General features: G+C 29.5%; 24 protein-coding genes. 16 read left to right on the top strand and 8 right to left on the bottom strand.

Annotation, left to right across the window (positions count from 1 at the left end):
• The first annotated feature begins 109 nt into the window (after positions 1-109).
• Positions 110-343, top strand: a complete 234-nt coding sequence (locus N508_RS07130) for a hypothetical protein (protein WP_023275741.1) — start codon at positions 110-112, stop codon at positions 341-343.
• A 171-nt stretch (positions 344-514) separates the two neighbouring features.
• Complete coding sequence (locus N508_RS07135; RefSeq protein ID WP_023275743.1) at positions 515-1,411, top strand: hypothetical protein; 897 nt, start codon at positions 515-517, stop codon at positions 1,409-1,411.
• 279 nt (positions 1,412-1,690) lie between these two features.
• Here N508_RS07135 and N508_RS07140 read toward each other — a convergent pair whose 3' ends face one another.
• A complete protein-coding gene (locus tag N508_RS07140) occupies positions 1,691-1,999 on the bottom strand; it encodes a hypothetical protein (RefSeq protein WP_023275744.1) in 309 nt (102 codons plus the stop codon).
• Positions 2,000-2,243: 244 nt separating this feature from the next.
• Here N508_RS07140 and N508_RS07145 point away from each other — a divergent pair, with 244 nt between their 5' ends.
• The 3 genes from N508_RS07145 to N508_RS07155 all read left to right on the top strand — a co-directional run bounded on the left by N508_RS07145 (position 2,244) and on the right by N508_RS07155 (position 4,842).
• Positions 2,244-2,435, top strand: a complete 192-nt coding sequence (locus N508_RS07145; protein WP_251930596.1) for a hypothetical protein — start codon at positions 2,244-2,246, stop codon at positions 2,433-2,435.
• Positions 2,436-2,461: 26 nt separating this feature from the next.
• The gene (locus N508_RS07150; RefSeq protein ID WP_251930598.1) at positions 2,462-4,234 is read left to right on the top strand and encodes an ankyrin repeat domain-containing protein; all 1,773 of its coding nucleotides are present in this window, start codon (positions 2,462-2,464) and stop codon (positions 4,232-4,234) included.
• Between the two features lie 194 nt (positions 4,235-4,428).
• Positions 4,429-4,842, top strand: a complete 414-nt coding sequence (locus N508_RS07155; protein ID WP_023275746.1) for a hypothetical protein — start codon at positions 4,429-4,431, stop codon at positions 4,840-4,842.
• Positions 4,843-4,848: 6 nt separating this feature from the next.
• On the opposite strand, the gene N508_RS07160 is transcribed toward N508_RS07155, so the two are convergent.
• Positions 4,849-5,148, bottom strand: a complete 300-nt coding sequence (locus N508_RS07160) for a hypothetical protein (protein WP_023275747.1) — start codon at positions 5,146-5,148, stop codon at positions 4,849-4,851.
• Positions 5,141-5,974 (bottom strand): sulfite exporter TauE/SafE family protein, encoded by an 834-nt coding sequence (locus tag N508_RS07165; protein ID WP_023275748.1) that lies wholly within the window; start codon positions 5,972-5,974, stop codon positions 5,141-5,143. Before N508_RS07165 ends, N508_RS07160 begins: the two co-directional genes overlap by 8 nt.
• Before the next feature lie 332 nt (positions 5,975-6,306).
• On the opposite strand from N508_RS07165, the gene fmt reads away from it, so the two are divergent.
• The 6 genes from fmt to N508_RS07195 all read left to right on the top strand — a co-directional run bounded on the left by fmt (position 6,307) and on the right by N508_RS07195 (position 13,245).
• On the top strand, positions 6,307-7,233 hold the full coding sequence (gene fmt, locus N508_RS07170) for a methionyl-tRNA formyltransferase (RefSeq protein WP_023275749.1): 927 nt from the start codon (positions 6,307-6,309) through the stop codon (positions 7,231-7,233).
• Positions 7,234-7,603: 370 nt separating this feature from the next.
• A complete protein-coding gene (gene htpX / locus N508_RS07175; protein ID WP_023275750.1) occupies positions 7,604-8,485 on the top strand; it encodes a zinc metalloprotease HtpX in 882 nt (293 codons plus the stop codon).
• Between the two features lie 242 nt (positions 8,486-8,727).
• Positions 8,728-10,212, top strand: a complete 1,485-nt coding sequence (locus tag N508_RS07180) for a hypothetical protein (RefSeq protein WP_143815587.1) — start codon at positions 8,728-8,730, stop codon at positions 10,210-10,212.
• A gap of 81 nt (positions 10,213-10,293) precedes the next feature.
• Positions 10,294-11,037 carry a DUF4241 domain-containing protein gene (locus N508_RS07185; protein ID WP_023275752.1) on the top strand — a complete coding sequence of 248 codons (744 nt, stop codon included), beginning with the start codon at positions 10,294-10,296 and terminating at the stop codon, positions 11,035-11,037.
• 691 nt (positions 11,038-11,728) lie between these two features.
• A complete protein-coding gene (locus tag N508_RS07190) occupies positions 11,729-11,959 on the top strand; it encodes a hypothetical protein (RefSeq protein ID WP_076654127.1) in 231 nt (76 codons plus the stop codon).
• Positions 11,960-11,970: 11 nt separating this feature from the next.
• Entirely contained in the window at positions 11,971-13,245 is a 1,275-nt protein-coding gene (locus tag N508_RS07195; RefSeq protein ID WP_023275754.1) for an SH3 domain-containing protein, read from the top strand.
• Positions 13,246-13,259: 14 nt separating this feature from the next.
• Here the strand turns inward: N508_RS07195 and N508_RS07200 are convergent, their stop codons facing one another.
• Positions 13,260-14,201: a radical SAM protein gene (locus N508_RS07200; RefSeq protein ID WP_023275755.1), complete on the bottom strand. Its 942-nt coding sequence runs from the start codon at positions 14,199-14,201 to the stop codon at positions 13,260-13,262.
• A gap of 236 nt (positions 14,202-14,437) precedes the next feature.
• Positions 14,438-15,376 carry a DDE-type integrase/transposase/recombinase gene (locus tag N508_RS07205; RefSeq protein WP_076654125.1) on the bottom strand — a complete coding sequence of 313 codons (939 nt, stop codon included), beginning with the start codon at positions 15,374-15,376 and terminating at the stop codon, positions 14,438-14,440.
• A 170-nt stretch (positions 15,377-15,546) separates the two neighbouring features.
• On the opposite strand from N508_RS07205, the gene N508_RS07210 reads away from it, so the two are divergent.
• Positions 15,547-15,903 (top strand): hypothetical protein, encoded by a 357-nt coding sequence (locus N508_RS07210; protein ID WP_023276935.1) that lies wholly within the window; start codon positions 15,547-15,549, stop codon positions 15,901-15,903.
• Between the two features lie 10 nt (positions 15,904-15,913).
• Here N508_RS07210 and N508_RS07215 read toward each other — a convergent pair whose 3' ends face one another.
• Entirely contained in the window at positions 15,914-16,273 is a 360-nt protein-coding gene (locus tag N508_RS07215) for an Hpt domain-containing protein (RefSeq protein WP_023276936.1), read from the bottom strand.
• A 222-nt stretch (positions 16,274-16,495) separates the two neighbouring features.
• Here N508_RS07215 and N508_RS07220 point away from each other — a divergent pair, with 222 nt between their 5' ends.
• The 4 genes from N508_RS07220 to N508_RS07235 all read left to right on the top strand — a co-directional run bounded on the left by N508_RS07220 (position 16,496) and on the right by N508_RS07235 (position 20,488).
• On the top strand, positions 16,496-17,092 hold the full coding sequence (locus N508_RS07220; RefSeq protein WP_023276937.1) for an HD domain-containing protein: 597 nt from the start codon (positions 16,496-16,498) through the stop codon (positions 17,090-17,092).
• Between the two features lie 249 nt (positions 17,093-17,341).
• Positions 17,342-17,827 (top strand): TlpA family protein disulfide reductase, encoded by a 486-nt coding sequence (locus tag N508_RS07225; protein WP_023276938.1) that lies wholly within the window; start codon positions 17,342-17,344, stop codon positions 17,825-17,827.
• A gap of 2 nt (positions 17,828-17,829) precedes the next feature.
• Positions 17,830-19,470 carry a putative manganese-dependent inorganic diphosphatase gene (locus N508_RS07230; protein WP_023276939.1) on the top strand — a complete coding sequence of 547 codons (1,641 nt, stop codon included), beginning with the start codon at positions 17,830-17,832 and terminating at the stop codon, positions 19,468-19,470.
• Between the two features lie 94 nt (positions 19,471-19,564).
• Positions 19,565-20,488 (top strand): GmrSD restriction endonuclease domain-containing protein, encoded by a 924-nt coding sequence (locus tag N508_RS07235; protein WP_051350822.1) that lies wholly within the window; start codon positions 19,565-19,567, stop codon positions 20,486-20,488.
• Between the two features lie 94 nt (positions 20,489-20,582).
• Here the strand turns inward: N508_RS07235 and N508_RS07240 are convergent, their stop codons facing one another.
• Positions 20,583-21,653 carry a Fic family protein gene (locus N508_RS07240; protein ID WP_040637439.1) on the bottom strand — a complete coding sequence of 357 codons (1,071 nt, stop codon included), beginning with the start codon at positions 21,651-21,653 and terminating at the stop codon, positions 20,583-20,585.
• Positions 21,654-21,776: 123 nt separating this feature from the next.
• Entirely contained in the window at positions 21,777-22,715 is a 939-nt protein-coding gene (locus N508_RS07245; protein WP_023276087.1) for a DDE-type integrase/transposase/recombinase, read from the bottom strand.
• Positions 22,716-22,935 lie beyond the last annotated feature (220 nt).

The following is a 22,935-nucleotide window of genomic DNA, read 5'->3' on the forward strand; positions in this document are numbered from 1 at the left end:
CTTTACAGCTATAAAACTTATTATGTTTTTACAATCATATATAAAAATATCTAATAATTCAATTAAGAAAAAATAATATTATCCGATAATATGTATGGAGGATGATACTATGAGTAATTTGGCACATTATTTGCAAAACAGTCTTCATGATGAAAACATTATGGAGCGAGCTATGAATGAGATTATGAGAAAAGAATACAATATTTCAAATGATATTGAAATATCTTATTCACTTATTAATACAGCACAGCAGACACTTTCTGATTTAGATAAATCAATTGATGAACTTTCTATGCTTGTAGAAAATCTTCGCCATCAGTCATTAAAATTAACCAAAGACTAATATGCAGGCTGTAATTTTTGCCTGTATAGCTGATATTTTTATATACATTTGTTTTTAATTTAGCAAGATTAGTGTATATAATCATAATAATCCTATGTATAGTTTTTTATTTACTTTTTATCTGCTTTAATATAAAAATAATTCATAGATATTTATATGGTATGGTGTGTTATGACCCTAAGCAAAAAGAAAATAATTATATTTGTAGTATCTATTTTAATCTGTTTAATAATAATTGCTCCTATAACTGCATATTTTATTGCAAATGCTAATGCAAAATCAAAAGTTGCATCATTTACAAAATCAATACAGGGCGTATGCTCTATCAATTATGGGGATGTTTCATATAATATATTAAACAGACACTTAAAAATATCAGATATTCTTATTTCATGCTATGATGAAAAGGCTTTTTTTATTAAAGAAACAGAGTTTAATCATATTGTTTCAGGCATACCGGTTCCACTAAATGTTCAGGCTGATTTAAAAGGCGGCACTGCATATACTGCTGCAAAAGTTTTTAAGCAGTATGGAGAGTATGCATCTAAATTAGGGTATAACAATGTAAACTTTCAAGGACGCATATCATATACACTAGGCAAAGTATCTAAGGAATTTAAAATAGTTACCTTTAATATCAATGCAGATAATATTGGTTTTTTCCAAGGTCAAATGAAAGTCCCTAATGTTTATGATAATGATTTAAGAGTTATATATAATAATATTTTAAATAACAGTCCTGCATCATTTGCACTTGATTTTAGTGATAAAGGCTTAAAAAACACTGTAATATCAAAATTTGTGCAGATTTCAGAATTTGATAATAATACAATCAATGAGAAAATAAAAAATGCTTTTTATAAAAGAGCAGTAGATAGTGATAACAGAACAAAAGAAAACTATACACAGCTGGAAAAATTTCTTATAAGCAGTAATACAATATCCATAAATTTATTAGAAAATAGTAATAAATCAATATTGGAAACTATTAACTCTTTTGATATTACAGGGTATAGAAAAATGCTTAATTCTATAAAAAATGCAGAAGTAGAGTTATTTACAAAATAAAAATATGTTTTTAGATATTTCGTTATAAATCAAGCTTAGTGTGATTTTATGAACTTTAAATTATCTACTATATTTATTATGGGTATATATGTATTTCAAACCTTGAACTTACTCAAAAATTTCACATTTAAGTGATTTTGAGCCTGACTTTAAAGGCAAAAAATCTAAATTATATATATTGCAGTAATGTATAATCTACTTAAACTATCTATTTTTTTAAGTAAGTCCATATAAAAGCAGGAAATAATTACAGAATAATTATTAAAATTTATAATAAAGTTACACAGTCATATCAAATCTTCTAGCTGCCTGAGCCATAGCAGAATAAGCACTGCCAGTCTTTAACGGTTTATGATAATTAAGATTTGGCTTTGGTGACCATTGACCATTTTTATTAAATCTGTTAATAGCAGCTATTGTTTCAGATTCCATTTCTATTCTTTTATTTACTGCCATTTTAGAAAGCTTAATACTTTCACTAAAATAATCTCTGCGTGCTTTTGCAACAGCTAAATTTTTATTGACATAATCTCTTGGACGAGGATTAGAAGTTATAACGGCTCTAAGCCCGATTGTTTCGATACTCATATTTCGCTCCTAATATGATAAAAAAATATACAAATATACCGCCGTTTTTCTGCTGATATATAATATCCTGCATAAGATAATTCTCGTGCAAAAATCACCTTATATATAATAATGTATATTAATTATTAGTTTTATACAAGTAGTTCTTGAATTTTATATAAGATTTTATTAAAATTGTTTAAATTTATTTAATGGCATATTTCTTGCTTTACTATTTATATTATTCAGTAAGGAGCTTATGAGCATGCGCAGAATATTAATTATACTTGCAGTAATTTTAACAGCATTAGGCTGTGCTAATAAAAATAACATATTTAAAGACCCTTCTACTCAGAAAATTGCTTCTAAGGAAACTTTTTTATATAAAATCAATAAAAAAGAAGTAAATCTGCCTGTTTTTTTCAGACTTCCACAGGATAAAAAAATATTCCATTAACTTTTGAAAAAATCGGCTCATCTTCTGTGCCTGTAATACTGAATAATGATATTAACGGCTGGAATGCTTTCAGCAGCAAGGCTCTTTCATCAAATGGTGATGATTTTGGTATCATTATAGATTTTGCTGGTGGCGGTGTATATGAGATGCCGCAGGATGATGTTAAAACCTATTTAAGTAAATTTGCTCCACAGGATGCTTTTATTATAAAAGAGCTGATTCCAAGTAAAAATAATAAAGGCTTTACTAAAATGATAGCAGTTGATGCATCAGCTTTATATAATAAAGAAGAATTAAATCATCTTGTCCTGCTTAATGATTTAGATTTAGCCAACCAGTCACAAAATATGTATTCCTATCAATCTGAAATAAGAGAAACACCAAAAGTAGATGGTGATAAAACATTTAATAAAATAAATAAAAATGCTGTTGTGTTAGACAAACCGTTAATCACTGCTGCTACAAATGGGCAGTATGACAGGCTTTTAAAACTTTTAGAGAATAATGCAAACATTAATGAATTAAATCCTGAAACTCTTGATAATGCGTTGATTGCTGCTATTGGCAACGGTGATGAAGATATTGCAAACCTTTTACTTGATAAAGGAATAAATGCAAAACATAAAAATAAAAACAACCAGTCTGCCTTACATATTGCATCAAATTTTGGTCTTTATAATACAGTAAACAGGCTTTTAAAAACAGGACTTCCTGTTAACGACAGAGATAATGGCGGCAATACTCCATTAATGTATGCAGCTGCTTCGCCAAATACTTATGTTACTGACTTATTAATAGATAATGGTGCAAAACTAGAAGACAGAAACAGTGACGGAGAAACACCGCTTCTTATAGCTGCAAGAGCAGGCAACACAAAAACAGTTGATAATTTAATGAAAAAAGGTGCAAATCCATCCGTAGTTGATAATAAAGGCAATGGTGCAGTTATGAAAGCTGCTGTAGAAAATAATAAATATACTCTGCAAAATCTTTTATCAAAAGGGTTAAACCCTGATTTAAAAAACAGGAAAGGTTATACTCCGCTTATGATGACAGTGCAGCAGGGAAATACTGATATTACAAATGACCTTTTGAAAGCAGGTGCAGATATTAATGCAAAAGACCCTATAGGTAATACTCCACTTATGACTGCCACATTATCTGGGGATACTCCAATGGTGAGAGAGCTTTTAAAACATAAACCGAATATTCAAGTTAAAAATAAAGAAGATAAAAATGCTTTTGATTTAGCACGCGATAACGGATTTGCTCAACTTCAAAGAATACTGGGGCAGAATATGAAAACTTTTGATGATGCTTCTATTGCATTATTTGATAAAGCTGCAAAAAATGATACAGACGGTGCAGTTTATGCTATAAAAATGGGAGCAAATCCAAATGCAAGGGATAAAAACACAGGAAATACTCCACTTTTTACAGCTGTTGCAAATAACTACCTTTACTTAACTCAAAGTTTAATTGCAAACGGTGCTGATGTAAATATTAGAAATAATCTTGGCAATATACCATTAATTATTGCAGTTACTTCTGCAGATACTGCTATGGTTGATACACTAATAAAAGCAAAATCAGATGTAAATGCTGCAAATAAAAATGGAGATACTGCTCTTATATGGGCAACTAAATTAAAAAATATTGATATGGTCCGTCTGCTTTTAACTGCTGGAGCTGACCCAAACAAAAAAAATAATGACGGAGTTTCCCCTTATTTAATAGCATATAATGAAAACTCTGATGATATTTTAGGGCTTTTACAGGCAGCAGGCGGCTATAAATAAAACATCTAAACTAAATAGTTCTGCTCTAAATAAAGGGAGCAGAACATATTTTTGAATCTATTTTTTATTTCTTTATTATCAATAATTTATATTTAATAACTTTATTTTTTTTGCTTGCTTTTATATTTTTATGATTACAAATTAAAAAACTTATGCTATTGTATTTAACATACTTAAAAAAGGAGTATGTTACATTGTTTAACAGATTATTTAATTTCAGAGCAAAACGGTTGGGACATATTTCAATAAAAGCTAAAATGTGCGTTTTACCACTTGTCTCTTATGATGATAAAACAGAAACTCTTGATTATGGTCAGTGCTTTACCATTGATGTTATAAGTATGTCTTTAAACTCTATGACTGTCCGCCATAATGATGTGCTAAAAAAAGGTAATATTTTAGAATTTAGAACAAAACATGCACTTGAAGGTAAAGAGTGCCTTAAATGTATGAATTTTCAAACACTGCCTGAAACTCCATCTTTCAGCTCTTTTATAGGTAAAGTAATATGGCGAAGCAGTGGAGAAGCTGGCATTAATATTATTATGATGAGAGAGCAGGATAAAACTGCTATCTTAAAAATGATGGCAAACAAATCAAAAAAATAATTTATACTATCCTACACTCTTCATAACAAATGAAAGCACAAGCATAATAAATAATACTGCCCCCATAAGTGCTGCTTTATATCTTGCTTTTAACATACAGCCTGTTATAAAAAGCAGTGTCCATATAAATGGAGAAATACATACAATAATCGCAGAAATAAAAAACAACTGTTCACTTTTAGCAGATATAAACTTTATATCAAAATATTCAAATATATTTATACAAAAAGAAAACAGTATCATAAAAAGTATGAAATAAAACATATATTTCATACAAAGTGCTATAATATTTCTTACATCAGTCAAGCAAACTCACTCCCTCATAAAGCATTTGAAAAGCTACTAATAAAAGCAGAGCTATCAAAAGATATGATACTTTCTTATCTGTTATTTTAGAAAAATAGCGCATACTTATTGTTGTGCCTGCATATATACCTAATATTATAGAGCATACAACTTTTACATCAACATATCCTGCCTGCATATATACAATACTGCCTGCTGCTGCAGTAAAACCTATTATAAAAGAGCTTGTTGCAGTTGCAGCTTTTATTGGTATATCTGAAATTAAGTTCATTCCGGGTATAATCATCGCACCACCACCTGCACCGCTTAAACCTGAAAATACCCCAGAAAAAACACTGAATAAAAAGTTATATCCTGTTTTTACAGGGTTGTATTTAACAATATCCCCTGTTGCTTTGTCTTTATATTCACCATAAAAAAAACTTTTATTTTTAATATCTGCAATGCTGTGATTTTTAGAGCCTTTTTTCATTTTAATATATGTAAGATATGCCATAATAAACTGGATAACTCCAAGTATTATCATAACTGCACTTTGTGGAAGATGAACTGCCGTTTTACTGCCTATTAAAGCACCTGCAACTGATGCAATAGACAATGCTATGCCTAAATTTAAGTTTGTTGCACCTGTTTTTAAATAAACTGCTGATGTGGACATACTGTTTGCTGTAATTACTACAAGTGAAACTGCAATGGCATTATGCACAGGCATATCAAACAAAAAAGTAAGAACAGGCACCATAACTATGCCGCCGCCTATTCCTAAAATAGCACCTAATATACCAACAATAACCCCAAGCAGTAGTAAAAGAAATGTTGTAATCATTTTATTTATTCTCTGACTGCAATATTGTTACAATAGCTGTGTTAAATATATACATATAAGAATATCCTCTTTATACATTTTGATAAATCATTCATTAGATATACCTTTTTTATACCTATTCCCCTTTTGATTTGCATTTTTCATAATAGTAAGCAGCAAGCCTTTTAAGTGTAGGCATATAACTTTTTATATTAAACAAAAATTTTTTGCTAATATCAAGCTGTTTTTTGTTTCCTGCATTTTTCTATATGTCATAAATTTTTTTAAAAAAGAATAGCTGATAATGTTATTTTTTCTTGATAAATTATTTTCTTAATATATAATCATAGCTTATGAAAAAAATAGTATTTATGGGGACACCTGATATTGCAGTCCCATCATTAAAAGCATTAGTTGAAAATGGATTTGATATTCCATTAGTAATTACTCAGCCAGATAAACCAAAAGGCAGAGGACAGGCAGTGCAGTTCCCACCTGTAAAAGAGTATGCATTAACTGCTGGTTTAGAAGTATATCAGCCTGAAAAAATCAAGAATAATACTGAAGTTATGGAGAAACTTAAAAGTATATCACCAGATTTTTTTGCTGTTGTAGCTTATGGAAAAATACTGCCGCAGGTTGTGCTTGATATTCCTAAAACTGCTCCAATTAATGTGCATTTTTCACTTCTTCCAAAATACAGAGGTCCTGCTCCTGTAAACTGGGCAATTATGAATGGGGAAGAAGAAACTGGTGTTGATACTATGCTTATGGATGCAGGTATGGATACTGGTGATATTCTTTTAACTGCGAAAACTCACATACTTAAAAAAAATGCAGGGGAGCTTGCAGATGAACTTGCAGTTACTGGTGCAGAACTTCTTATAAAAACATTAAATGAATTTGACAGCATTATACCAGTTAAACAGGATAATAACAAAGCTGTAAAAGCACCTATGATGAGTAAAGAAATGGGGCTTATTGACTGGTCAAATAATGCAGTAAATATAGAGAGAATGGTTAGAGCATTCACTCCATGGCCTGCAAGCTATTCTATGCTTGATAATAAAAAAGTAAAAATATTTAAAAGCGAAGTTGCTGAAATATGCCATAATGCAGTTGCAGGCACTGTTATAGATATAGAAAAAGACAGCTTTACTATTGCATGCGGAAATAATGCTTTAAAAATATTTGAGCTGCAGCTTGAAGGGAAAAAAAGAATGGATACTAAAAGCTTTTTAGCTGGTTATAAGTTAGAAAAAGGCAGTGTATTAGGTTAAGATAATTATATCTTACTGAGCCTGAAAGGCAAAGTATCTAAAAAGATAATTTAAATATATTATGTGCTGCTGAAAAATATATAATTTAGATTTTTGCCTTTAAAATCAGGCTCTAAATAACTGCAATAAAAATTTTAGTTAAACTATATGCTGTTTTTAGCACAAGCAAAAAATCTAAAATATTAATGCTTAAATAAATAATCTTTTGTTACTGCATTAATATTTAACATTATCATTATTTTATATTTTTGTAAAAATTATGTATGATATATGAAATAATATTGCATATAAAGTTTTATTCAATATATTTCTAGCTATATCAGAAGTGGCTTACACTTATGAATATATTAAACTATGTAAAGGAAATAAAATGACAACAGTAAACACTTTAAAAACAGTTTTTTTAATTACCTTAATGACTGTATTATTAGTATTTATAGGTAATCTGATTGGTGGCAGAACAGGTATGATTATAGCACTTGTTTTTGCAGTAGGTATGAATTTTTTCTCATACTGGTTTAGTGATAAAATTGTCCTTAAAATGTATAAAGCTGAAGAAGTAAATGAAGCATCTAATCCTAGATTATACAGAATAGTCAGAAATCTTGCTACTCGTGCAGGACTTCCTATGCCAAAAGTATACATTATTATGAACGGCACACCTAATGCATTTGCCACAGGCAGAAACAAAAACCATGCAGCAGTTGCTGTTACAAATACATTAATGAATATGCTGGATGATGATGAACTAGCTGGTGTTATAGGTCATGAACTTGCTCATATTTATGGTAAAGATATTTTAATAGGCACTATTGTTGCAATGATGGCAGGGACAATTATGACTATTGTTGATATTTTCCAATGGTCTATGATATTAGGCGGTGGAAATAGTGATAATGAAGACGGTAACCCACTTGGCTTTATAGGCTCTATTGCTATGATAATACTTGCTCCACTTGCAGCAACATTAATACAAATGGCAGTTTCCCGCTCAAGAGAATATATTGCAGACCAGCGTGGAGCAGAGTTCTGTGGTAACCCTAAAGCACTTGCATCTGCTTTACATAAAATAGCATACGGAATAGAAATGCATCCAATGGCAGAAGCTAAACCAGCAACTGCACACATGTTTATTGCAAATCCATTTGCCGGACAGAAAATGATGAGCTTATTTTCTACTCACCCACCAATAGATGATAGAATAAATAAACTTGTTACTATGGCAAATTCCAGAAGCGGCAGAGCATACTAATTTATAAATAAAAACTTAATCAGCGGGCTTAAAAAACCCGCTTTTTTTATATATTATTCTAATGTTGGACTTACTAAAAATTTGGTATGGCAGTCATTTTAAGCCTGATTTTCAAGGCAAAAAATCTAAATTATATATAACAGCAGTGTATAATATATTTAAATTATATGTTATTTATAATAATACTTGAAGATTATAAGTATCTTATTTATATTATTTTTATGCATTTAATGGAAAATGATATGAAAAAATTATTTGTTATGCTGCTTTTTCTAATATTACCTGGCTGTGCTGATGATGAAGTAAATAATTCCGCTGCTACCCCTATTGTTTCAGAAAATCCACTTGTATTAGGTATTAATCAGGTAAATTATAACAAAAGTAAAACTTTTAATACTCTTATTTATCATGTGCAGGCAAATGCTGATGATAATGATTATATAATAAAAAACAGTTACAGTATTTTTGCAAATGAAAAGCATGTGCAGTATATAAAACCAGCACACCATATTCTTCCTAAAACATTTGATGTGGGAAACAGTATAAAAGAAAAGATAAATGACATTAATAAGAATTTACAGCAGTTTACTTATGATAATAACATTATGCCAATAAATCAAAACAGCAGCATTTTAAAGCGAACTATACCACAGATTATAAAAATTGGAACAAAATGGGAGAATATTAACCTTTTAAATGTAAATAATAACACATTTTCTACAATTAATGCAACTTGTATAGCTGTATCTAAATATGCCTATTTTTTCCTGCAGGATGGACTTAGTAATTTAACTGATGAGCAAATTAATGCAGTTACAACTGCTTTTGATAAAGATTATGCTATAATACACAAATATTATGGAGAAGAAACAGATACTGATGGCAATGGAAAAGTTTCATTTTTAATTGCAGATTTTCCACAATATTTATTAGGCTTTTTCTATACTGCTGATAAATACAGGTTAAAAGATTTACCTGATAATATTAAATCTAACGAAGCAGATGTGCTTTATGTAAACCATTATTATTTCAGAGATAATAACTGGGTAGATAATGAGATTAATTTAAAAGCTACTTTTATACATGAATTTCAGCACATGGTGCTTTTTGACAGCAGAAGCAGACATAATTTGAACCCTAACCTTAATACATGGCTGAATGAAGGGCTTTCTATGCTTTCAGAATATTATGGCGGATATGCTGCACCACATTACCGCTATATAAGCAGCTATTTTGATAAAAAACAGGGTATATCATTAATAACTAATAATTCATCACAAGATTACGGCTTAAGCTGTCTTTTTATGAGATATTTGCAAATAAGATTTGGTGATGATGTTATTAAAAAAATATATTTATCCAAATATACTGGAATGAAAGCTGTAGAAGAAGCAGTGAATATGAATTTTAATGAACTGTTTTTAGATTTTACAAAAATGATTTTAGTTACCGGCAGAAATATAACAACAGATACAAGATATAATATAAAAGAATTTAATTATCCAGAAGACAGTGACGGTTATAATAAAAACGGCTTTAATCTTGCTTCACTTATTGATGAAGTTTATTCATATAACAGGCAGGACAGTCACTTTATTACATATTCAGGCTATAATAATAAACAGATTAGTATGTATGGATTTGTAATAACTAAATGGAATGGTAATATTGATAATATTACATTATCAGGCAGTGACGGTATTGCAGGAATGTATGCTGCATGGTAAATGATAAACATGCCAAAAAATTATGCATTTGACAAACTATACAAAATATATGATAATAAAGAAAAAATAATGGAGAAAGATATGAAAGTTAATAAAGAATGGCTTGAAGTTTATAATAAAAAGAAATCTATAATGTGTCCAGAAAACTCTCTTGAAAAATATTTCACAGATAGAAAAATAGCAGGCTGCAAAATAGATACTTTGGAGCTTGGAAATATAAAAATAACTTCCGGCGAAATTGTTGCCTGCGACCCAACTGCATGCCTTGATAATGGAGTAAGCCCGTTTTTTGATACTTTTCCAAAGGGAGAGTTCCCTGTTACTGCATCAATAGTAGTTGATGAAGAAGAAGAGATGGCAAGCCCTATTGCTCTTGTCCGCATAAAATTTACAGACAATGTCCCTGTTTCATATAGAGAAGCATTATATGGTGATGAAGATTTGTCAGAAATAGAAAATCAAGGTGACTTTTTTGGTATAATAGTTGACACTGGTCTTGCCTGTTTTATTGACAGGGATGGTTATAATGTATTAGCAGAAGAGCTTACAAAAAGAGAAGAAGCTGATGAAGATTTTGATGCTTATACAGATATTTATTCCATTGAGCTTGAAAAAAGTGCAAAAAAGCATCCAAAATATCAGTATCCAGATGGCGACTGGGTAAATTATAGTATAAACGAAAAAAATAATGCAGTGCTTTTTTCTTCCCCTTATGGCGAAGGCTACTATCCTGTATATGTGGCAGAAGATAAAGACGGAAATATATGCCAGCTTGTAATTCAGTTTATTGATGTAGAACTTAGCGATGACGAAGATGATGAATAGTTAAATATATTTTATACAGTATAATATACATCTGCTTATATCCCTTGCTATCATATATCAGGGGATATTTTTTTTATGCAGAATGCAGATAAAATATATGACTTATCCAAAAATTTTGTCATATAAGTCATTTTGAGCCTGCTTTTACAGGCGAAAAATCTAAATTATATATATTGCAGTAATGTGTAATATATTTAAAATATCTATCATTTTTAGATACTTCGCCTTTGGCTCAGCATGACAGGGGGGGGGAGAGCAGGCTCAAAATGGCTGTAAAATGAAGGTTATATACATAAAAAAAATCATATAAAATATACTGCTTAAAAAATAAGCAGCATGGTAAAGGGCTTGTTAAATCAGAAAAAACAATCTTTATCAACAGAAGTTATCCACAGCTTAACCACAATATAATTTTAAAAAAAAGCTTGACAAAAGATTTGCCTTATATATCAATACTTTTCTATAAACTATTGATATATAATGATAAAAATATATATCCTTGAATTATCAATAGTTTCAACAAGTATTACAGCAAAAAGTTATCCACAGGTTATCCACAAAAAAATATAAGCAAATGTAACAGCAGTTCATTAGCTTTTATTTATAAATATTTAATAATAAATATAAAAGAATAAAATTATTTACTTAATTTTTATTGCATTTTGCCGAAAATAATATATTATGGCTTTATATGGTAAAGATTAGAGAATATAAAAGCAGAAAAGCTGCAGATAGTGCATCATCATATTTAATGTCAAAAGGTATTCCTGCAGTAATTAAAGGATATGTAGTCGTTCCAAAGGCTTTAGAACATTTAAAAGACAGCATGGTAGAGTTAACTGTGCCAGAGCATTTATTTGATAAAGCAGCAGCATACTTATCTGAATATGAAAGCAGAATTGAAAATAACCACAAAAAATAACTGGAGGTTATATGAGAAAAAAGATATTATTAGTCGCAGCATTTATTTTAATCTCAATGATACTTTCCTGTTCCAACACATCAGTTGGTAAAAGCAAGTTTTCACCTTATTATTTTTATACAGATACAAACAAATATTTATTTGAAATCAGCCGCTATGAATTAAGCAAGCTGGTTACATTTGACAGGCTTACATATAAAGGCTCATATCTAGATAACAGAGCAATGACTAAAGAAGACTTAGAAAATATAAAAGATAATAGAAATGTAAGCAATATACCATCTATTGTAGTGCCGCAGGTAGGCTTTACCACTGAAAGCCTTAATATGCGTCTTTATCCTACACACCATACAATACACAGGGGTAATGAAAAATTTGATTCTAATCAGTATACAAGAATAAGTGCCTTTGCACCAGTGTTTGTGCTGCATAAATCAAAAGACAAAGAATTTTACTATATTATGACAGAGTTTATGCGTGGCTGGGTGCCTGTTTCAAAAATTAAAATATATTCTCAGGTTGCTTTTTCTGGTATTCAGCAGATGCCTTTTATAAGAGTAATAAAAGATAATATAACAATAGGCAGTGTGAAATATGGTATTGGTGATAAAGTGCCGCTTCTTTCTCAGGATGATGATAAAGCAGTAGTTTTAACTCCTGATGGCAGCTATACAGCAGTATTAAAAGACGGCTCATTTGTTATAGGCAATGCAGTATATGATGAAGAACTAATGAAATCTATGGCAGAAAGCCAGCTTAATAATCCTTATGACTGGGGCGGAAAAGCAGGGTTTAGAGACTGCTCTGCTTATGTTCGTGACTTATGGCGTGTTTTTGGTGCAGATATTCCAAGAAGTTCAGGGCTGCAAAAACTTGTAGGCAAAAAACTAATAGATGCTCCAAAAAGTGAAGAAGAATTTTATGCAGTTCTTCGCAATGCTAAGCCATACAGAACATTAATATTTTTTAAAGGTCATGTGATAATGTATGGCGGCATGGAAAATGACGACTATATAATTTATCATGCAGTAAACAGCCTTGTAAATGATAAGGGTAAAAAAGTGCTGATTGCAAAGGTAGCAAAAAACAAACTTCGTGAAGAGCGATTTATAAATATATGGAAAAGGGTAATACGAGTATCAGAAATATCTCCACTTATTTCACCAGAGCTGCCAAAAGAGCCTGAACTAATTGAGATAACTAATATTATGGATAAAATCTCAAAAATAGGCTCTTATGAAAAAGAAATGGCAGAGCAAAATATACAAAATAAAATTAAAAAATAATATACAGGCTGACATTATACTGTGGTATAGTATTTATCAGAGTTATAATATTCAGCCTTTATTTTGTTTGCTTTTATTAAATTATCTATATGTTCTTTTATTTCGCTTTCACTTTTGCCAAAAACACCACTCATATCAAGCAAAGTGCATGGACGCATTTTAAGAAGTGCAGGTATTAAATCATCTAAATCAAGAGAAGCAGATGTTTTATATATATTTTTAAAGCCGCCTGTTACTTCTGCTGAAATATTGTGTTTTAAAAATAATTTTGCAGTTTCAAGTAAAAATTCATCACTTACAGGGCAGGCAGTGTTATATGCAGGTGGTCTGTGAATTGTTCCAATCTGCACTTTACTGCATTTAATGTTTTTTAATACTTTTATAAGACTTTCAATATGCTCTTTGCTGTCATTTACATTTTTGCAGAAAAGTATTTCTATAAAAAGTTTTCCATTATATTCTTTAGAAAATTTTTCAAGTCCTGCAATAATATTTACAGTATCAACAGATTTTTCTGGCAGATTAACTGCTTTAAATATATTGTCAATAACTGCATCCAGACTTGGAACAACTATATCAAACTTTAAAAGGCTCATAAACACTTCATTTATATGAATAGTTGTAGTATTTGTAAGAATTGCACAAGGTTTATTTGTAATTTCTTTAATGCCTGTAATAATATTATCAAGCTCAGAATTAAGTGTAGGCTCACCTGCACCTGTTACTGTGATAACATCGCATAAATCATCAAATTTATCAAAATTTTCTTTAAATTCTTTTAATATATCTTCAGCTTTATAATATGCCTTTCTCCGCATTGTAGTCGTTTTTGTCCTGCCTGCTTCACAGTAAAGGCAGTCAAGAGAGCATATTTTTGCAGGCACTATATTTATGCCTAATGACCTGCCTAGTCTTCTTGATGGTGCTGGACCAAATAAATATTTTAATTCACTCATATATCACCTTAAAAAGCAAAAACCTGCTTTAAACAGCAGGCAGTTTTATAATACAGGCTGCAGCTAAACTTGCAGACATATCTAAATGCTGTCAAAGTATAATATATTAAATATAATATTATGCAATAAAATAATACTTCTGAAATTAATAGTCAATAATCATAAAATACCTTTATTTAGAAAATTCTTAACTAACAGGACAAATGTTACATTTTTAATAAAAAATAAATCTTAAATTAATATAAATCAAGCAATAATTTATTTTCAATAACAATCTCATATGGAGATTTAAAATTTAAGCATGTTTTAGCAGTATTATTATATCTATCTTCATGCTTTTTAAGAGCCTTAATTAATTCATCTTTGGAATAGAATTTATTATTTGCATATAAAATTTTTCCATCCTCTCTATGACTTCTTTCCACCTTTCCATTCTGCCAAGGTGAATAAGGTCTTATTCGTTTAATAGTATATCCTTTCTTTTCAGCTGTCTCTTCAAAATAGCTTTTCTTGTTTGTAACTTCCTTATCATTTACAAACTCATAGCCATTATCCACTTGAATTGTTTTTAGTGGAAAGCCAAATTTATTTTCCAGTTCGTCTAAAAACTTACCTGTTTCAAATGTGCTTTTTTCTTCTACTATTTCTAATACTCTCATTCTGCTGTATTCATCTATCGCTGTTATCTGATAATATTTTTTACCATAGCTGGAAAACATTATACATTCCTGTGGAACATATTTTATATCTATCTGAACCTTGTCGCCTATATACTGACCTGTTATTGGTTCATATCTTGTATAGCTCTTTTTTGACTTGTTTAATGACTTTAAGCCTTTCTTCCTTATCTGCATACACATACTGCCAAAACTACGATTATAACCAATTTCTAGAAGTCTGACATATACCTCCGCATTACCATACAAACCATGCTCGGCATATGTGTTAAATATTAAATCAAGCTCTTCTTTACTATGCTTATTTGGACTGGTTCTTGGTCTACGACTTTTAAAAGATAAACTCTGAACTGTTCCATCATATTTCTTTAAATGCCTGTATACAAACATACGGTTCACTTGATATTTGCGGGCTGCTTTCGTTGCTCCTTTTTTTAATGCATACTCACATAACCGTTGACGAAATCGCATTTCTTCTGTTATTATCACTTTATTCATTGTGATACCTCTTAGTTTAGTTTAGTTTTTTGCTTAATTTTATACTATATACTAAGAGGTATTTTGTTGTACTTATTTTTGTAACATATGTCTTATACTCTTACACATAAAATACCTTTATTTAGAAAATTTCTTTTAAGTATTTTTATATACTGCCGATTAATCTATGTATGGAAAATAATGGTAAATTAGTAAATAAAATACTGAAAGATTTTTTAAAAGGTGAAGCAGAGACTACTGATATGCGTATAATATCTATACGCCATTTTTTATCTGCTCTAAATAATGCTGTTGATAAATATATTGCTGAAAACTATGACGAAAAAAACAGCGAAGACAAAAAGAAGCTTGCAGCAATGCTTGATGACATGGCAGAAATATACCGTAATGAGATTTCTGATTTGCTTGTAAAAAGAGGTAAGCTGCAGCATTATTTAGAAATATTTAATGATGAGTATAAACCAGATGCCAAAACTAATAAACAGTTTACAAAGGTAAAAGAAAGCCAGTCTAATTATATAAATTAAAACAGTTTTTTTATAAGCCGTAATCAGCTTTTACTGAATCAAACCATTCTTCAATAGACTGCTTTTCTGTGCCAAGTTGTTCAAATGCAGCTTTGTAGTCAAAATCTAAATCGTTTCTTGCATGCTGCTCTAAATCTTCACAAAGTTTTCTAAAATATTCAAAACCAAGATTAGCTGATGAGCCTTTTAATTTATGGCCTATTTTGTGGATAGCAGACCTGTCATCAGCTGCAACAGCTTCTGCAAATGCAGGAAATTCATCATTTACAGATGAAACAAATATACCAATAAGAGAAGCAATAATTGTTTCATCTATACCGCCCCCTAGAAACTCCACTATTTTTTTAATATCATATTTTAATTCATTCATAAATATTTTTTATCATTGTCAAATAAATTAATCAAGAAAAAAGTTAATGAAATATCAAAAAAGATTTACATTTGTAACAATTTATTATTAAGCCACAGACAGTGTTATTTAATGCCTGCAATAATGGTGTAGAAAATGTGTTAAATCAGTAATAGTTATTAAAAAATATAAGTTAGTAGTAGACAAACATTAATATTAAAATTAATATATGAAAGGTGATATATGGAAAATCTTGGCAAATTGATAACAACTGCTAGAAAGTTAAACAATATTGGCAGGTGGGCAAATGAGTTTTTACATCAAAGGTCATCAGTTGCAGAACATTCTTTTTCTGTTGCACAGATTGCCCAGCTTTTAGGGATAATTGAAGAAGAAAATGGCAGACAGATTGACTGGAAAAGGCTTTATAGAAAAGCCCTAAACCATGATATACCAGAAGCTGTTATGGGTGATGTAATAAGCACTACTAAAAATTCTAATGCAGAAGTAAAAAAAGCATTAAGCATTGTAGAAGAAACTTTGGTAGAAGAAAACCTGCTTAATTCTATCTCTGAGCCTTATAAATCTATATACAGAGAAATTATTTTTGACGGAAAAGATGACAGTATTGAAGGTCTTATTTTGACAGCAGCTGATAATTTAGATGCCTTAATTGAATGTATTCAGGAAATTAAACTTTCAAATTGTGAGCCATTTCTTGAAAAATATACATATATCCTTGATAAAATAAAAAGCATAGACTTATATTCTGCTGGCTATTTCGCTCAGCATATTCTGCCATATATTACAAATAACTGTGATGCTTTAAAAGATAAGTAAATATTTCAACTGAAATTATTTTTAAGACTGTATTTTTATTTTAAGAAAATATTAATATTCTTATGCATTTTTTACATAAAATCCAGCTTATTATATTTTCTGCTTTTCTGCATCAAAATATTTACAATTTAATATAAATATATTATTTTAAATGTTTGAAATACTATTTTAATATATAAGAATAACTTTTAAGTTAAAAATTTACTGACTTTTTCAGTATTTTAAACTATGATAAATAAAGGAGTTTTTATGAAAAAAATATTATTACCACTTTTGTTTATTTTATTGCTTTCTGTCATGTCTGGATGCAATAAAAATCAAAATACAAGTTCAGTATCCAGTATGGAAATACTTAATACTGAAAGTTTTAAATCAGTTTTGCAGGAACATAACGGTAAAGTTGTGCTTGTAAACTTTTTTGGCTCATGGTGCCCGCCTTGTAAAGCAGAAACTCCTGATTTTGTTCAAGTTTATGAAAAATATAAAGATAAAAGCAAGTTTGTAATTATTGGTATTGCTGTTGATAAAAACCAGTCAGATGCACTTAAATTTGTTAAAGATTTTGGCATTACCTATCCTGTCTATCAGGCAGACAACAGTCTTCTTGCATATTTTCAAATAAATCCTATACCTACATCATTTGTGTTTGATAAAGATGGCAGTTTATTAGACAGTATGGTAGGGTATATAAGTAAAGATATAGTTGAACAAATAGCACAATATGGGGGAGAATAGCTATGAATAAAGTGTTTATCTGCGGTCATAAAAATCCAGATACTGATTCAGTTGCATCAGCTGCTTGCTATGCTTATTTAAAATCACAGATTAATAAAGAATATGAGTTTGTGCCTATAAGGTGCGGCACAGTTAATGACCAGACAAAATTTATATTCCAGAAAGCAGAAGCAGCACTGCCTGCATATATGAAAGATATATATCCAAAAGTCATAGACAGTATGACTACAAATGTTGTTACTGCAGAAGAAAATGACCCACTCTCAAAATTTTTAAGAATTTTAAGAGAAAAAAATCTCCGTTTTATACCTGTAATAAATAAAGAAAATGTATATGAGGGTATGCTTGGAGTAAACGATGTAACAGAGCTTTTTTTAAGAGATGACAGGGCAGCAAAACCAGTATTTTCTTTAAGAGCAGATTCTCTTCGCCGCTCACTTAGGGGCACAGTGCTGAATGTTGGTGAATTAGAAGAATTTTCTGCATCAGTTGTTGTTGCAACAATGGCCTATGATGATTTTCACAAGCATGTATCAAATGTTTCTAATGAAGAAAACACTCTTTTAATTACAGGTAACAGGCAGGATATTCTGCAGGATGCATTTACAAAAAAATATCCTGCTGTTATTATTGTTGGACTTAATGAAGAAGCATGTAAACAGCTTGATTTTGGCAATTATAAAGGCTGGGTGTTTTATTCTCCATTTGATTCATCTCAAACTATACGCTGTGTAGAAATGGCTACCCCTATTGGTAAACTTTTAAATAAAGTAGAGCCATGTGCACCTTATGATTATATAGACAGTGTAGCAGAAGCAATCAGTAAATCAGCTACAAAAAGCCTGCCTGTTGTATCAGATGGTAAATTAATTGGTGTTATTACTGGCACAGATATTTTAAAACGCAAAAGAGCTAAACTTATTATGATGGACCATAATGAAGCTACTCAGGCGATAGACGGCATTGAAACAGCAGAACTTATGGAAATAGTAGACCACCACAGGCTTGGCACTATAAAAACAAGCAGTCCTGTTACATTTTATGCAAAACCTGTTGGCAGCACATGCACACTTGTTTATCAGCTTTTTAAAACATACAAAGTTGATATTCCTAGAAAATATGCACTTCTTCTGCTTGGTGGAATGCTCAGCGATACAGTTATTATGAAATCGCCAACAACAACACAGGATGATATTAATGCTATTAATGATTTAGCATCATTATGTGAAGTAGATGCAAAAGAATATGGTGTAGAGATATTCTCAGCAACAGATTCTCTTACTTCCCGCTCTGCAAAAGATATTATAGGCACAGATTTTAAAATATTTGAAGAATACGGCATTCGTTTTGGTATAAGTCAGGCAGAGACAGTAACATTAACTCAGCTTGGAGAAGTAAAAGACAAATTGAAAAATGAATTATCCAACATAAAGGAAAATAATAAACTTGACTGGATGATGCTGCTTGTTACAGACATTATTAAAGAAGAAAGTCAGCTTTTAACAACAGGCTTTGCTCCAGCTGAACAGATATTAGGCTATAAAAAATTAGAGGATAAACTGTTCTTTCTTCCGGGTGTCCTTTCAAGAAAAAAACAGCTTCTGCCAGAAGTATCAAGAATATTAGAAGAAATCAGCAAATAAATACTAGATAAAGGGAGCTTTTGCTCCCTTTTTTATGTGGAAGGACTTAGAGAATATTTATAAAGAGATATTCGCTGTAACTTATGGTGCTCCAATGGATGAGCTATTTACACGCTACATGTATTATAAAAGAGCTAAACAAAAAATTAGCAATACAACAGTTGAAGGATTACGCAAATTTTATGAAAAAAACAACTATGAACTATTATGCAGTGAAGATACTTTTAATGATTTAGAATTTTTAGCTGATTTTTGGTTAAAGATATACAGACAAGATGATTGTTTTTCTAAGAGAATATTACAAAAATTATTTGTTTTAAAATACTCCCCTAATAGTATGTGGACATATTTAGTTACAACTTATTTTTTTAAATATAAAAATAAAAATAATGAATTAGATGAGAAAGATTTTTGTTTCTTTTTAGATAAAATAATTGCATTTATTTTTGGTTATTCATTAATAAAACCAGGAATAAGTGCATTAAAAATTCCAGTATTTGCTGAATTAGTAAATATTATAAATAATAGTCAAATTGATTTTAAAAGACATAGAATTAATAAAGAATTAATTGCTCAAATGTTTGCTGACTATAATACATTTACTAATAATAGACCAATTACTAAATCAATGCTTGCATGGTGGGCATTTTATCAGAAAGAGCAAAAAATATTTGATTCAGATAAAAGTTTTCATATAGAGCATATTTATGCTAAAAAAAGGTATGATATAGATGGTGATTTACAGAATAAAAAGAATATTGAACTAATTGGTAATAAAATATTACTTGAAAATTATGTAAATATTAGAGCCGCAGATTATAGATTTAAAGAAAAAAAAATATATTATCAAGGGTATACTACTAATGATGGGGTACAAAAGGAAGGTACTGGAATTGAAGAATTTCAAATATTAATGACTAAAGAAGATTTTAATGAAAAAGATATTATTGATAGAACAGATGAAATTAGAGATTCTTTTATAAATTATTTAGAAAAAATGAATCTAATAGAAAGTTAATTTATATACATTATCTAATCTATGGGTAAATTTTTGAAAACTTTACCCATAGATTAAGTTTGGTGTGTAAAAATCAGCAGATTTTACCCATTACTTATGTATTAGATAATATATTAGCTAATGTTTCATTTATATAATATACATTATTGCCTAATTTATGTTTAGATAAAATATTATATTCACATAATTCGTTTAAATATTTAGCTGATGTTCTTCTAGTAATATTTAAATATTCTTCTATAAATGCAATTTTTGTATATGGCATATAAAAAAGAGCATTTATAAGTTCCTGAGAATAGTAATTGAGTTTTAATTCATCTCTTATTTTATGTTTTACTTCCATCATTGTTTTTGATATTTTCTCAACAATACTGATAGTATGGCATGAAGTTTCATAAACTGCATCAAGCATAAATAATATATATGGTTCATAATCATTTGTTTTTGTAACATAATCAATTTTACTGTAATATTCCTGCTTATTTTCTATAATATATTTACTTAAATATAAAACTGGACTGTCTAAAAGTTTTTTTAAAGTTAAGTATAGCACATTGATAATACGACCAGTTCTGCCATTACCGTCAAAAAAAGGATGAATTTTTTCAAACTGATAATGAATTATTGCCATTTTAATAAGATTATCAAGTTCTGGATATAAAGCATCATTATTAATAAAGTTTTCTAAGTCAGCAAATAATATTTCTATTTCCTGTTTTGTTTGTGGTGGTTCATAAATAACTTTACCTGTTGCAGCATTTAATATTTTAGTTCCACTTTGACTTCTAATTCCAGCATTATTTCTTTCAAGTATAGACTGAATTTCACATATTCCATTTATTGTTAAAAGCTCAGTATTTTTAATAATATCATAGCCACTGTATAGTGCTTCTACATAATTTTCTACTTCTTTTGCTGCAATATGTTGTGATTTATCAAAAATAAACTGTTTATAAAGTTCATCATGTGTTGTAATAATATTTTCAATAGCAGAGCTGTCTTTAGCTTCCTGTAAAAATATGAAGTTAATCAATATTTTTTCATTAGGAATTGTTTTCACAATACCTTTAAGCTCTGCAAGCTTTTTATTTGCAATATTAACTTTTTTTAATATGGATACTGTTTCCATATTATCTGTAATATTTATTTTATCCAAATGATACACCTTAATATAATTTTAATTATATATAAGCAATCAAAAAAATCAATAGATAATGGGTAAATTTTTTAAAATTTTTCTTAACTAACAGGACATATGTTACATTTTTAATAAAAAATAAATCTTAATTTAATATAAATCAAGCAATAATTTATTTTCAATAACAATCTCATATGGAGATTTAAAATTTAAGCATGTTTTAGCAGTATTATTATATCTATCTTCATGCTGTTTAAGAGCCTTAATTAATTCATCTTTGGAATAGAATTTATTATTTGCATATAAAATTTTTCCATCCTCTCTATGACTTCTTTCCACCTTTCCATTCTGCCAAGGTGAATAAGGTCTTATTCGTTTAATAGTATATCCTTTCTTTTCAGCTGTCTCTTCAAAATAGCTTTTCTTGTTTGTAACTTCCTTATCATTTACAAACTCATAGCCATTATCCACTTGAATTGTTTTTAGTGGAAAGCCAAATTTACTTTCCAGTTCGTCTAAAAACTTACCTGTTTCAAATGTGCTTTTTTCTTCTACTATTTCTAATATTCTCATTCTGCTGTATTCATCTATCGCTGTTATCTGATAATATTTTTTACCATAGCTGGAAAACATTATACATTCCTGTGGAACATATTTTATATCTATCTGAACCTTGTCGCCTATATACTGACCTGTTATTGGTTCATATCTTGTATAGCTCTTTTTTGACTTGTTTAATGACTTTAAGCCTTTCTTCCTTATCTGCATACACATACTGCCAAAACTACGATTATAACCAATTTCTAGAAGTCTGACATATACCTCCGCATTACCATACAAACCATGTTCGGCATATGTGTTAAATATTAAATCAAGCTCTTCTTTACTATGCTTATTTGGACTGGTTCTTGGTCTACGACTTTTAAAAGATAAACTCTGAACTGTTCCATCATATTTCTTTAAATGCCTGTATACAAACATACGGTTCACTTGATATTTGCGGGCTGCTTTCGTTGCTCCTTTTTTTAATGCATACTCACATAACCGTTGACGAAATCGCATTTCTTCTGTTATTATCACTTTATTCATTGTTATACCTCTTAGTTTAGTTTAGTTTTTTGCTTAATTTTATACTATATACTAAGAGGTATTTTGTTATACTTATTTTTGTAACATATGTCTTATACTCTTACATAATGGGTAAATTTTTTAAAATTTTACACATTGATTAAGTTTAGTGAGTAAAAAAAGCAAATTTTGACTTATCTAAAAATTTTATATTAAAGTCATTTTGAGCCTGATTTTAAAG

It is taken from the genome of Mucispirillum schaedleri ASF457 (assembly GCF_000487995.2).
Lineage (GTDB): Bacteria > Chrysiogenota > Deferribacteres > Deferribacterales > Mucispirillaceae > Mucispirillum > Mucispirillum schaedleri.